General features: G+C 72.0%; 13 protein-coding genes. 9 read left to right on the top strand and 4 right to left on the bottom strand.

Features of this window, described 5'->3' with window-relative positions; genetic code table 11:
• Nucleotides 1-6 precede the first annotated feature (6 nt).
• Nucleotides 7-1,500 (top strand): AlkA N-terminal domain-containing protein, encoded by a 1,494-nt coding sequence (locus ACWCRB_RS13820; protein WP_450996237.1) that lies wholly within the window; start codon nt 7-9, stop codon nt 1,498-1,500.
• Between the two features lie 34 nt (nt 1,501-1,534).
• Nucleotides 1,535-2,017, top strand: a complete 483-nt coding sequence (locus ACWCRB_RS13825; RefSeq protein WP_450996226.1) for a methylated-DNA--[protein]-cysteine S-methyltransferase — start codon at nt 1,535-1,537, stop codon at nt 2,015-2,017.
• A gap of 144 nt (nt 2,018-2,161) precedes the next feature.
• Here the strand turns inward: ACWCRB_RS13825 and ACWCRB_RS13830 are convergent, their stop codons facing one another.
• A complete protein-coding gene (locus tag ACWCRB_RS13830; protein WP_450996227.1) occupies nt 2,162-2,896 on the bottom strand; it encodes an SIR2 family NAD-dependent protein deacylase in 735 nt (244 codons plus the stop codon).
• 125 nt (nt 2,897-3,021) lie between these two features.
• Between ACWCRB_RS13830 and ACWCRB_RS13835 the strand changes: the two genes are divergently transcribed.
• The gene (locus ACWCRB_RS13835; protein ID WP_319094641.1) at nt 3,022-3,228 is read left to right on the top strand and encodes a DUF2191 domain-containing protein; all 207 of its coding nucleotides are present in this window, start codon (nt 3,022-3,024) and stop codon (nt 3,226-3,228) included.
• Between the two features lie 19 nt (nt 3,229-3,247).
• On the opposite strand, the gene ACWCRB_RS13840 is transcribed toward ACWCRB_RS13835, so the two are convergent.
• Both ACWCRB_RS13840 and ACWCRB_RS13845 read right to left on the bottom strand, forming a co-directional pair.
• Entirely contained in the window at nt 3,248-3,739 is a 492-nt protein-coding gene (locus tag ACWCRB_RS13840; RefSeq protein ID WP_450996228.1) for an NUDIX domain-containing protein, read from the bottom strand.
• Nucleotides 3,740-3,790: 51 nt separating this feature from the next.
• The gene (locus tag ACWCRB_RS13845; protein WP_450996229.1) at nt 3,791-4,870 is read right to left on the bottom strand and encodes an ADP-ribosylglycohydrolase family protein; all 1,080 of its coding nucleotides are present in this window, start codon (nt 4,868-4,870) and stop codon (nt 3,791-3,793) included.
• Nucleotides 4,871-5,079: 209 nt separating this feature from the next.
• On the opposite strand from ACWCRB_RS13845, the gene ACWCRB_RS13850 reads away from it, so the two are divergent.
• Entirely contained in the window at nt 5,080-6,198 is a 1,119-nt protein-coding gene (locus ACWCRB_RS13850) for a glycerate kinase family protein (protein WP_450996238.1), read from the top strand.
• Between the two features lie 59 nt (nt 6,199-6,257).
• Here ACWCRB_RS13850 and ACWCRB_RS13855 read toward each other — a convergent pair whose 3' ends face one another.
• Entirely contained in the window at nt 6,258-7,502 is a 1,245-nt protein-coding gene (locus ACWCRB_RS13855; RefSeq protein WP_450996230.1) for a PucR family transcriptional regulator, read from the bottom strand.
• A gap of 198 nt (nt 7,503-7,700) precedes the next feature.
• Here ACWCRB_RS13855 and ACWCRB_RS13860 point away from each other — a divergent pair, with 198 nt between their 5' ends.
• Genes ACWCRB_RS13860 through ACWCRB_RS13880 form a run of 5 tightly spaced genes read left to right on the top strand, consistent with a single transcriptional unit; the run spans nt 7,701 to nt 12,664 of the window.
• Entirely contained in the window at nt 7,701-8,591 is an 891-nt protein-coding gene (locus ACWCRB_RS13860) for an ABC transporter ATP-binding protein (protein WP_450996231.1), read from the top strand.
• A 15-nt stretch (nt 8,592-8,606) separates the two neighbouring features.
• On the top strand, nt 8,607-9,413 hold the full coding sequence (locus ACWCRB_RS13865) for an ABC transporter ATP-binding protein (RefSeq protein ID WP_450996239.1): 807 nt from the start codon (nt 8,607-8,609) through the stop codon (nt 9,411-9,413).
• Nucleotides 9,410-10,300, top strand: a complete 891-nt coding sequence (locus ACWCRB_RS13870; protein ID WP_450996232.1) for a branched-chain amino acid ABC transporter permease — start codon at nt 9,410-9,412, stop codon at nt 10,298-10,300. The genes ACWCRB_RS13865 and ACWCRB_RS13870 overlap by 4 nt, the downstream gene beginning before the upstream one ends.
• A complete protein-coding gene (locus tag ACWCRB_RS13875) occupies nt 10,293-11,396 on the top strand; it encodes a branched-chain amino acid ABC transporter permease (RefSeq protein WP_450996233.1) in 1,104 nt (367 codons plus the stop codon). Before ACWCRB_RS13870 ends, ACWCRB_RS13875 begins: the two co-directional genes overlap by 8 nt.
• Nucleotides 11,393-12,664, top strand: coding sequence for an ABC transporter substrate-binding protein (locus ACWCRB_RS13880; protein ID WP_450996234.1), 1,272 nt, complete (start codon nt 11,393-11,395; stop codon nt 12,662-12,664). Before ACWCRB_RS13875 ends, ACWCRB_RS13880 begins: the two co-directional genes overlap by 4 nt.
• Nucleotides 12,665-12,722 lie beyond the last annotated feature (58 nt).

The raw sequence follows: 12,722 nt of genomic DNA on the forward strand, positions 1-12,722 counted from the left end.
AACGCGATGCACACCGACACCGAGCACTGTGTACGTGCTGTCCGGTCCAAGGACGCGCGGTTCGACGGCTGGTTCTTCACGGCGGTCCTGACCACCCGGATCTACTGTCGGCCCAGCTGCCCGGTCGTGCCGCCCAAGCCCGAGAACATGACCTTCTACCCGAGCGCGGCGGCCTGCCAGCAGGCGGGCTTCCGGGCCTGCAAGCGGTGCCGCCCGGACACCAGCCCCGGCTCACCGGAGTGGAACCAGCGGGCCGATCTCGTGGCCCGCGCGATGCGGCTGATCGGCGACGGCATCGTGGACCGCGAGGGCGTTCCGGGCCTCGCCGCCCGCCTCGGCTACAGCACCCGCCAGATCGAACGGCAGCTGCTCGCCGAACTGGGCGCCGGCCCGCTCGCCCTCGCCCGCGCCCAGCGCGCCCAGACCGCGCGGCTCCTCGTCGAGACGACCGCGCTGCCCATGGCGGAGATCGCCTTCGCGGCGGGCTTCGCCTCGATCCGCACCTTCAACGACACCGTCCGCGAGGTCTTCGCCCTCTCCCCGAGCGAACTCCGCGCCCGCCTCCCGAAGACACGCACACAGTCGGGCGGTGGGGGTACGGCCGTCAGCGCACCGGGCGCGCTCAACCTCCGCCTCCCCTTCCGTGCCCCGCTCAACCCCGACAACCTCTTCGGCCACCTCGCCGCGACCGCCGTACCCGGCGTGGAGGAGTGGCGTGACGGCGCCTACCGCCGGACCCTGCGCCTCCCGTACGGACACGGCATCGCCGCCCTCACCCCGAAGTCCGACCACATCGCGTGCCGCCTCACCCTCAGCGACCTGCGCGACCTGCCCGTCGCCATCAGCCGCTGCCGCCGGATGCTCGACCTGGACGCCGATCCGGTCGCGGTCGACGAGCAGTTGCGTACGGATCCGGTGCTGGCCCCACTCGTCGCGAAGGCCCCGGGGCGACGTGTCCCGCGTACGGTCGACGAGGCGGAGTTCGCCGTACGGGCGGTGCTCGGCCAGCAGGTCTCCACGGCCGCCGCCCGTACCCACGCGGCCCGTCTCGTCATGGCGTACGGCGACCCGGTCGACGATCCGGAGGGCGGCCTCACCCACCTCTTCCCGACCCCGTGGGCCCTGGCCGCCCTCGACCCCGAGTCCCTGGCCATGCCCCGCACCCGCCGGGCGACCTTCACGACACTCGTCGCCCAACTCGCCGACGGGACCCTCCACCTGGGCGTCGAGAGCGACTGGCCGGAAGCCCGAGCCAGGCTCCTCGCCCTCCCCGGCTTCGGCCCCTGGACGGTCGACGTCATCGCGATGCGTGCCCTCGGCGACCCCGACGCGTTCCTCCCCACGGACCTCGGAATCAGGCGCGCGGCCCAGGAGTTGGGCCTGCCGTCGACACCCGCCGCACTGACGGCACGCGCGGCGGCCTGGCGGCCGTGGCGGGCGTACGCGGTCCAGTACCTGTGGGCGACGGACAGCCACCCCATCAACTTTCTACCGGTATAACGACGTTGAGGAACCCCAGGGAATCCCCATGAACATGAAGCAGCACACAGTCATCGACAGCCCGTACGGCCCCCTCACCCTCGTCGCCGACGACGGAGTCCTCAGCGGTCTCTACATGGCCGACCAGCGCCACCGCCCGCCCGAGGAGAACTTCGGCGCCCGCGACGACACCCCCTTCGGGGAGACGATCGACCAGCTGAAGGCCTATTTCGAGGGCGAGTTGAAGGAGTTCACTCTGCGACTCCAGCTGTCGGGAACGGAGTTCCAGCGCAGCGTGTGGGAGCAGCTGTGCCGTATCCCGTACGGCGAGACCCGCTCGTACGGCGAACTCGCCGACGCCCTCGGCAATCCGAAGGCCTCCCGCGCCGTGGGCCTCGCCAACGGCAAGAACCCCGTCGGCATCATCGTCCCCTGCCACCGGGTGGTCGGCGCGGACGGCGGTCTCACCGGGTACGGGGGCGGGCTGGACCGCAAGCAGCGGCTGCTGGACTTCGAACGGGGTTCGGCACTCTTCTGATCTCTCCACTGGTGAAGATCTGCGGCCCCGAGGAGTTGGACGTCCTTATGACCAACGAGGGGGCGGACAGCGTGACTTGTGCGGCTCTGGAGGAGGCGGGCGTGCTGGTGGTGCGCCCGTGCGGGGCACTCCGGCCCCGTGTGCCTAGACTGCCGACTCCCGCAGCTCACGCAGCAGTTGGGGCAGGGCCGTGCCGATCGGCTCCCGTACGATTTCGTCGGCTCGGTCGTCGTACGGGGTCGGCTCGGCGTTGACGATGACGAGCCGGGCGCCGTGGTCGGCGGCCACACCGGCGAGCCCGGCGGCGGGCTGGACCTGGAGGCTCGTCCCGACGGCGATGAACACCTGGCAGGCCTTGGTGATGGCGAGGGCGTCACCGAGGACGACCGGGTCGAGTCGCTGACCGAACATGACGGTCGCCGACTTGAGGATCCCGCCGCAGGTGAGACAGGCGGGGTCGTCCTCCCCGGCGTCGACCCGGGCGAGGGCGTCCTCCATCGGCCCGCGCGCTTGACACTCGGTGCACACGAACTCCCGTGCGATGCCGTGCAGTTCGAGCACCTTGCGGGCCGGCAACCCGGCGAGCTGGTGCAGCCCGTCGACGTTCTGCGTGATCACCCGCACGGGCACCCCGGCCCGCTCCAGCTCGGCCACGGCCAGGTGCGCGGCATTGGGCTCGGCCCGAAGGGTCCGGTTCTGGCGCCGCATCTGCCAGGAACGGCGCCGGATCTCGGGATCGCCCATGTAGTACTCGTACGTCACGAGCTTCTCGGCCTCGGGATCGCGCCGCCACAGGCCGTTGGGGCCGCGATAGTCGGGGATGCCGGAGTCGGTCGAGATTCCGGCGCCGCTGAGGACGGCGACGAGGGGCTTGGTCATGGTGCCGAGGGTAGGTCGCGGGGGTCGGGGCGGCGACCGGTTAACGGCCCGAGGCTTGCTTGTCGGGAGCGTGACCGTGCCGCCGTACTCATGTACGAACACCCGCCCGGTGTTAATGTCCGCCCATGGCAGCCAAGGTCTCCGTATCCCTCGATGCCGAACTCGTCGTCGAAGTCATGGTGCTCGCGGGCGTCGGGAACCCGCAGGACGCCGTTGAACTCGTCGTGCGGGACTACATCGCGCGCGGTCATCGGACGGAGGCCCGGGTCGCCGAGCGCGACGACGCGAGGCGGGCCGCCGACGATGTGAAGCCGCCGGACGTTCAGGGCTGAACCCCGGCCCGGGTGCTGGTCAGCCCACCCGGTCCCCGTTCTCCAGCTCCACCGTTCCCGTGCCCTCCGCCAGCACGTCGAGGGCGTGCAGCACCCGTCGTCCCAGGGAACCCAGGAGGTACTCGCCGAGATCCTCGCGGGCCACCAGCTGCCAGGACAGCAGTTCCTCCTCCTGGAGTCTGATCGACTTGAGGGTCTCCTCGTCGAGGACGCCACCGTCGTACAGATAGGCGACCAGCGGCATGTGGCCCGCGATGTGGACCCAGTCGACGGCCAGCAGGCGGCCCAGTTCCCGGTCGAGGCCGATCTCCTCCAGGGTCTCCCGGCGCGCGCCCTGGCGCGGGGTCTCCCCGTCGTCCGACTCGATCGTGCCGCCCGGAAGGGCCCAGCCCTCGCGGTAGTTGGGCTCGACGAGCAGGATCCGTCCGTCGGCGTCACGGAAGAGCGCGGCGGCACCGGCGAGGACGCGGGGCAGGCCGGCGATGTATGTGGCGAAGTCTTGAATGGTCATCCCGGAAGCGTAACCAGGGGAGATGACGGACAGTCGCCCGTCGGCCTCCCGTCACACCTGTGGGTGTCCCAATCGCACGGTCCGGGCCGCCAGTGCACTGATCCGCACCCCGTCGAAACCGAACACCGCGCTGCGTACGGTGTCCTCCAGCGGGTCCTTCCACCGGCTCGGGATCGCCTCCGCGCCGCACAGCACACCGGCCACCGAGCCCGCGGTCGCGCCGTTCGAGTCGGTGTCCAGGCCGCCCCGGACGGTCAGGGCGATCGTGCTGGTGAAGTCGCCGTCGCCGTACAGGAGCCCGGCGGTGAGGACGGCGACGTTCGGGACGGTGTGGATCCAGCCGAGGCCGGCGGTCTCCGCGGAGGCCGTGGCGAGCGTGTCCTCCCAGGTCAGCCGGGTCTCGTGCAGCGCCATGACCCGGCGTACCGTACGGGCCAGGCGGCTGCTCGCCGGGATCACCGTCAGCGCCGTGTCCAGCGCGTGCCGTACGTCGGGCGCCGTGAACGCCGCCGAGATCAGTGCCGCCGCGAACATCGCCCCGTACACGCCGTTGCCCGTGTGGGAGAGGACGGCGTCCCTGCGGGCCAGGTAGGCGGCGCGTTGCGGGGCGTCCGGACAGGTCCAGCCGTAGATGTCGGCGCGGATCAGGGCGCCGATCCACTCCTGGTACGGGTTGTCGTGCGTGGCCGTCAGCGGTGGCTTGAGACCGGCCGCGAGGTTGCGGTAGGCGGCGCGTTCCGCGGTGAACGTCTGGAGGAACGGCAGCCGCAGCAGCCACAGCTCGCCGACCTGCTCGGTGCTGAAGTCGAAACCGTGCGTCTCCAGCAGGTCGAGGCCGAGGATCGCGTAGTCGACGTCGTCGTCGCGGCAGCTGCCGTGGATCCGGCCGCGTACGCACTCACGCCACTCGGGGCGGAGTACGAAGTCCTCGTCCTCGCTGTCGGGCGGCGGCTCGGGCAGATAGTCGGTGAGGGGGAGGGCATCGGTCCGTCGTAGGTAGCGGTCGATGCGGTCGCGTGTCCAGTAGTCGCCCCGCTCGACCGGCTTGCCGAGCATGTTGCCCGCGATCCGGCCCAGCCAGCCCCCGAGAACACGGTCCGTGAGGTCGGGCTCGGTGCCTGCATGGGTCATGGCTCCGGTCTACCACCATGTGAGGTCGTCGGCCGTGCCCTGGCTGTGAGCGGCCGGGAAGGCATGACGGGGCGCGCCTCCTGCGGTTAAGGTCGCAGCGGCGCGACTGCCCTGCCGTTGACGGGGCCGGAAAGCAAGGGATGTGCAGGGTGGCGGACGCTTCGGGTACGGCAGGTACGGCGAAGGTGACGGGTGTGCGGACGGCTCGGGTGCTGATCGCCGCCGACAAGTTCAAGGGGTCGCTGACGGCCGTAGAGGTCGCCGAGCGGGTGACCGCCGGGCTGCGCAAGGCCGCCCCCCATGTCGAGGTCGAGTCGCTGCCCGTGGCCGACGGCGGCGACGGGACCGTGGACGCCGCGGTCGCCGCCGGATTCGAACGGCGTGAGGTGCGGGTCGCGGGGCCGCTCGGGCACGAGGTGAGCGCCGCGTTCGCGCTGCGCGACGGCACCGCGGTGGTGGAGATGGCCGAGGCGAGCGGCCTCCAACGGCTGCCCGCGGGCGTGTTCGCGCCGCTCACGGCATCGACGTACGGCTCCGGAGAACTGCTCCGGGCCGCACTGGACGCGGGCGCGCGCACGATCGTCTTCGGGGTCGGCGGCAGCGCCACCACCGACGGCGGCGCGGGCATGCTGTCCGCGCTCGGCGCCCGCTTCCTGGACGCCGACGGCGAACCGCTGCCGCCCGGGGGCGGCGGGCTGGACGTCCTGGCCACGGCGGACCTCTCGGACCTCGACACCCGCCTCGCGGACGTCGACTTCGTGCTGGCCAGCGACGTGGACAACCCGCTGACCGGGCCGAAGGGCGCCCCCGCGGTGTACGGCCCGCAGAAGGGCGCCTCCCCGGACGACGTGGCCGCCCTGGACGCGGCCCTCGCGCACTACGCGAAGATCCTGGAGGCGGCGATCGGCCCGAAGGCCGCCGAGTACGCCGCCGCGCCGGGTGCGGGCGCCGCCGGCGGCATCGGCTACGGCGCCCTCGTCCTCGGCGCCCGCTTCCGGCCCGGCATCGAGGTCATGCTCGACGTCCTCGGCTTCGGGCCCGCCCTGGACCGCGCCACCCTCGTGATCACCGGCGAGGGCTCCCTCGACGAGCAGACCCTGCACGGCAAGGCCCCGGCCGGCGTCGCCGCGGCGGCCCGGGCCGAGGGCCGCGAGGTCGTCGCGGTCTGCGGCCGCCTCGCCCTGCGCCCGGAGGCCCTGGGCCGGGCCGGCATCCGCCGCGCCTACCCCCTGACGGACATGGAACCGGACCTCGCCAAGTGCATCGCCGACGCCGGCCCGATCCTGGAACGGGTCGCAGAGAACATCGGACGGGACTTCCTGGTCTGAGGCCCGGGGGACATCGGACGGGGCTTCCTCGTCCGAAGCCCGCAGGACGCCGTACCGCGTCACCCGCCGCTGCCGGTGAGCCGCGTGGCCTCCTCCAGTACCCCCGTCGGCCCCGACAACCGATACGCGTCCAGAGCCAGCGTCATCTCGATCAGGTCCCGTGGTCTGGCCAGGGACCTGGACGTCAGTTGCTCCAGCCGTCGTAATCGGTTGAACACCGTGTTGCGGTGGCAGTACAGCCGCCCGGCCGCCCGGCCCGCCGACCCCTCGCAGGTCAGCCACACGTCGAGGGTCTCCAGGAGCACCTCCCGGTCGGCGGGCTCCAGCCCGACCAGGGCGCCGAAGACGGACGACACCAGGCGGTTCGCGAGTTCCGGCTGGCTCACCACCAGGGCCGTCGGCATCCGCTGGTCAAGGCGTACGACCTCGCTCGTGTCCGGCGGGCAGGTGCGCAACGCCAGTTCGGCCAGCCGCCGGGCCCGTCCCAGTTCCGCCAGTCCCGGTACGACGGGACTGATCCCGCCCGCCCCCGAGCACCGCCCGCTCAGCGCCCGCGCCACCGCGTCGAGCCCCTGGTCGGGCCCCAACAGCACCACGCCCACCTCCTGGTCGGCCCGCATCCGCCACACGAACCGGTACCCGGCGCCCCGCAACGGCCGGTGGAAGGCCTCCCTCGGGTCCCGCCGGTCCGCCCGCAGCACCACCACCGCGTACGCGCCCCGCTCCGGCAGATCGAGCCCTGCCGCCGCCCGCGCGGCCAGCCCCGGCGACTCCTGGCCGTCGAGCAGCGCGTCGAGCAACGCCTGCAACTGTTCGTCCGTACGCCGCCGCAGCTCCATCTCGGTCGCCCGGTACGCCTCCGACGCCACCGCCGCCTGCGCGTCGATCGCCGACCACACCAGGGTCGCCGACCGCATCAGCACCCCGAGCCGTTCGGGTTCCTGGCCGCCCGCCCCCTCCAGCAGCGCGTCCCAGACCAGATAGCCCGCGCTCCGGTACGCGTGCACCAGTAGCTCCAGTGGCAGCCCCTGCTGGGCGCGGCGCCGGCCCGCGTCCTCCGCGTACTCCAGGTCGCGGCGCGGCGAGCCCCGGGGCGCGGAGATCGTCCCGATGCCGATCCGCATCGCCTCCTCGGCCTCCCGCCACTGCTGGTCGTAGGGGATGACCTGGCCGTAGACGGGGGAGTGCTCCGTCAGTTGCCGCAGATGCTCGTCGACCAGCTCCGGCACCCGTTCCAGCAGCGCCGCGCAGGACTCCGCGAGCACCTTCCAGTCATGACCGGTACGCCTTCTGCGGGGTCCCATGAGCGGAGGATGCCACCCGCCGCTCCCCTGCGGCAGGCCCCTGACACGCAGTGTTGTGCTCGCGCACAACGGGCGGTGGCGTCCGCTGGTCACCGGCCACGTTTCGGCGGAGTTTCAGCCGCGACCCGTGGACGGACGCTCGCCCCGGTGCTGGGGTGAGCGCCACACCGGACGTGTGTGCGGGAGGGAGCGGACGCCATGGGCGGTGGAACAAGGGGGTCTGCGGGTGGTTCCGGAGGTGGATCCCCCGGCGGCGCCGATCTCGTCGTACGGGATCTGTCGGTCGGGTACGGGCCCGTGCGCGCCCTGCGTCGGGTGTCGCTGGAGGTGCCCGAGGCGGCCGTCGTGACGGTGCTGGGCGGCAACGGCGCCGGCAAGTCCACGCTGCTGCGCGCCATCAGCCGCACCCTCTCCTTCCAGGGCGGCGCGACGACCGGCGGTACCGTCACGCTCGGCGGACGCCGGATCGACGGGCTCGCCCCCGACCGGGTGGTGGCCGCCGGGGTGTCCCAAGTCCCGGAAGGGCGACGGGTGTTCGCCCGGATGACCGTCGCCGACAATCTGCGCGCCGGAGCCCTGGGCGCGCGCGGCGGACGTGCGGAACGGGCCGCCGCCCTGCGCCGCGTCCACGAACTGTTCCCTGTCCTCGCCGACCGAGCCCAGCAGCGCGCCGGACTCCTGTCGGGCGGCGAGCAGCAGATGCTCGCCGTCGCACGTGCCCTCATGGCCACTCCCAAGGTGCTGCTCCTCGACGAGCCGTCGCTGGGCCTGGCCCCGCTGATGGCCGCGCGCATCGCCGACACCGTGCGCGAGATCAACGCCCAGGGCACCTCCGTCCTGCTCGTCGAACAGAACGCCGCCCTGGCCCTGAGGCTGGCCACCCAGGCATACGTCCTGGAGGTCGGCGAGGTCACCCTCTCCGGCCCCTGCGCCGAACTCGCCGCCTCCGACGAGGTGCGGCGCCGCTATCTGGGCGTGGTCGACGAGGACGCGGCGGCGGATGCGGCCGGGGCGATGGACGCGACGGGTGGATCGGCTGCACCCGGGTTGACCCCGTCCATGTCGAGGTTGACCAGATGGGAGGGTTGATCCACATTGACCACCATTGACGGTCCGCCGTCCATCATTGACGCCCACGCCGTACCCGCCCTCCACGTTGACCACCTCACCGTCCGCTTCGCCGGTCTCCTCGCCCTCGACGACGTCACCTTCACCGTCAACCCCGGCACCGTCCACGCATTGATCGGCCCCAATGGCGCCGGCAAGTCCACCTGCTTCAACGTCCTGTCCGGTGTCTACCGGGCCACCTCCGGCAACGTCCGCTTCGGCGAGCACGAGCTGACCGGCATGCCTCCGCACCGCATCGCCGCCCTCGGTGTCGCCCGGATCTTCCAGAACCTCGCCCTGCCGCCCCACGCCACCGTCGAGGACAGCCTGCTGCTCGGCCGCCACCGCCTCACCAGGACCGGCTTCGTCGCCGCCGGACTCCGGCTGCCGTCGGCGGCGCGCGAGGAACGCCGGCACCGCGCGCGCGTGCGGGAGATCGCCGAGTTCGTCGGCCTGGAGGGGTACCTGGGACGCCCGGCCGGCTCCCTGCCCTACGGGCTGCAGAAGCTCGCGGAACTCGCCCGGGCCCTGTGCATGGAGCCACGGCTGTTGCTTCTCGACGAACCGGTGGCAGGGATGACCGCCGACGAACGGCGCCGGGTCGCGGCCGTCATCGCCGGTGTCCGCGACAGCCTCGGTATCTCGATCGTCCTGGTGGAGCACGACATGGGGGTGGTGATGAAACTCGCCGACACGGTCACGGTGCTCGACTTCGGACGGCTGATCGCAGAGGGGGCCCCGGCGGACGTACAGAACGACCCGGAGGTCGTACGGGCCTACCTCGGTGAGGAGGCCACCCCGTGAGCACCTTCGCCGAACTGCTCCTCAACGGCATCTCCATGGGCTCCGTCTACGCCCTCATCGCCCTCGGCTTCGTCGTGATCTTCCGGGCCACGGAGGTCGTCAACTTCGCGCACGCCTCGCTGCTGCTCGCGGGCGGCTATGTCACCGCGTCTCTCCACGACGACATCGGCTTCTGGCCCGCGCTCCTTGCGGGCATCGCCGGAGCCGCGCTCGTCGGCGCCGCCGTGGAGTTCCTCGTCATGCGCCGCTCCCGGGGCAACGACCACAGCGTGCTGGCCATCGTCACCATCGGCGTCGACATCCTGCTGACCACCGAACTCACCCGGCGCCTCGGTACGGACGTCCTCGCGCTCGGCGACCCCTGGGGCGACGCCGTCCTCACCCTCGGCCCGATCTCGCTCGCGCACACCCGGATCGCCGCCTTCGTCGCCGCCGCCCTGCTCATCACGGCCTTCCTGCTCGCCTTCCGCTACACCACCTGGGGCGTGGCGATGCGCGCGGCGGCCGAGAACAGCGAGACGGCCGCCCTCATGGGGGTCAGGCTGGGCCGGGTCTCGCTCGGCGCCTGGGCCGTCGCGGGCGGACTCGCGGCCGTCGCCGCCGTGTTCCTCACCGTCTTCCCGACCCCGGGCCTGGAACGGGCCACCTCCCTCGCCGCGCTCAAGGCCTTCCCCGCCGCCATCCTCGGCGGCCTCGACTCCACGACCGGCGCTCTCGTCGGCGGCCTGGTGGTCGGTGTCACCGAGTCCCTCGCCACCGGCTACCAGAGCGACCTGACGTTCATGGGCCGTGGCCTCGGCGACCTCGCGCCCTACCTGGTCATGGTCGCGATCCTGCTCGTCCGGCCCGCCGGGCTCTTCGGCACGAAGGAGCTGGCCCGTGTCTGACGTCCTCGCCGACACGGCGGCCAAGCCCCGGCGCACACTCCGACAGCCGCACGCGCGCACGTACGCGGCCGCCGCGGGCACCCTGCTGCTCCTCGCCCTCCCGTTCTACGTGGACCGCTTCTGGCTCCTGGCAGGCCTGTTCGCCATGGCCGCCGCGATCGGCGCCATCGGCATCAACCTCCTCACCGGCGCCACCGGCCAGCTCTCCATGGGGCACGCCTTCTTCCTCGCGGTCGGCGCCTACAGCTACTGCGTCTTCGCCGCGGAGGGCGGTGACGGACTGACCGGGCTCGGGCTGCCGACCTGGCTCGCGGCCGTGCTCGCCACCCTCGTCGCCGGGGTCGCGGGCGGCCTGTTCAGCCCGATCGCCGGACGCCTGCAGGGCCCCTACCTCGGCATCGCCACCATCGCCCTGATCTTCATCGGCCAGCACGTCCTGTTCAACGCCCGCGAGCTGACCGGCGGCTTCAACGGCCGCGACGTACCCCCGCTGAGCCTCTTCGGACTGACCTTCGACGACAGCGAACTCCTCGTTGCCAATGTGCCGTTCGGCTCCGCCGAGAAGCTCTGGTACGCCGGACTCGTCCTCCTGCTCGGCTGCGCGCTGTTCGCCCGTGGCGTCCTGCGCGGGCGGCCGGGGCGGGCCATGAACGCCATCCGCGACCACCGCATCGCCGCCGGAGTGATCGGCGTGCCCGTCGCCCGCTACCGCGCCGCCGTCTTCGTCCTGTCGTCCATGTACGCGGGGCTGGCCGGCGTCCTGCTCGCCCTCGTCTTCCAGCGGACCGTGCCCGACTACTTCGGCATCACGCTCTCGCTGGAGTACCTCGCCATGATCGTCATCGGCGGGCTCGGCTCGGTCTCCGGGGCGGTGATCGGCGCGGCCTTCGTCTCGCTGCTGCCCCAGCTGCTGACCCGCTACAGCGACGCGCTGCCCCTGGTCTCCGCCCCGGGCACGGGCGGGATCGCACCGGGCGAGGCGTCCAGGTACCTGTACGGCGCCGCCGTAGTGGCGGTGGTGCTCTTCCTGCCGGGCGGGCTGGTCAGGGTGGCCGCCCGGCGCCGCGTCGCACGTAATCCAGGGGAGGAACGATGACCACGAGATACGCGGCCCGAACTGCCGCGGGCGCGCTCGCCGTGCTGCTGGCGGTGGCCGGGTGCAGCTCCAAGGCCAAGGACGACGACGGGGGCGACAAGGGCTCGGCCTCGGCGGGCGGCGTCAAGACCGACGTCGGGGTGTCCGCCAAGACGATCACGCTCGGCGCGCTCACCGACATGACCGGGGTCTACGCGACCCTCGGCAAGAGCGTCACCCAGGCCCAGCAGCTGTACGTGAAGCAGCTGAACGCCGCCGGAGGCGTCTGCGGGCGCCAGGTGACCCTCACCGTCCGCGACCACGGCTACGACCCGCAGAAGGCCGTGTCCGGCTACACGGAGCTGGAGCCGGACGTGCTGGGGTTCGCCCAGTTCATCGGCTCGCCGTTCGTCGCGGCGGTGAAACAGCGCGTCGACGGCCAGGACAAGGTCCTCGTGCTGCCACAGGCGTGGGCGGCCTCGCTGCTCGGCAGCCCGTACATACGCGTGATCGGGTCAACGTACGACATTGAGACGATCAATGCGGTCGACTTCTTGATCGATGAGAAGGGGATCAAGAAGGGCGACAAGATCGGTCATGTCTACTTCGAGGGGGACTACGGCGAGAGCGCCCTGGTCGGTTCGAAGTACATGGCGGAGAAGTCGGGGCTGACGGTCGTCGAGCAGAAGATCAAGCCGACCGACAACGACATGACCGCCCAGGTCGCCGCGCTGAAGCAGGCGGGCGTCAAGGCGGTCGTGATCAGTGCGGGCCCGCGCCAGGCCGCGTCGCTGGTGGGCGTGGCCGCGGCGGGTGGCTTCAATGTCCCGGTCATCGGCAACAACTCGGCCTTCGCCCCGCAGCTCCTGGCCACCCAGGCGGGCCCGGCGCTCTCCAAGAACTACTGGGTCGCCTCACCGTCCCTGCCCATCGGGGCGGACACCCCGGAGGCCAAGAAGCTGGTGGCCGACTACCAGGCCGCGTACCCGAGCGACTCGCTCGACAACGGTGTGGTGGCCGGCTGGACGGCGGTCTCCGTCTTCGGCGAGGCACTGAAGAAGGCCTGCGCGAGCAAGGACCTCACCCGCGAGGGTGTGGACAAGGCCCTGTTGACGATTAACGCGTTCGACGTCGGCTTCGGCAGCCCGCAGGACTTCAGCGACCCGAAGGCGTCCTCCTCCAAGGAGAGCGTGATCCTGCAGCCCGACAAGAGCGTGACGGGCGGTATGAAGGTCGTACGGGAGTCCGAGGCGTCGTCCGTCGCGGAGGGCTACTCGCCGACCGAGTAACCTCCCCGCCGAGACGTTGTACGCGCAACGCGGAGGGCCCCGAACCGTCATCCGGTTC

The sequence above is a fragment of the Streptomyces sp. NPDC002156 genome (genome assembly GCF_053593675.1).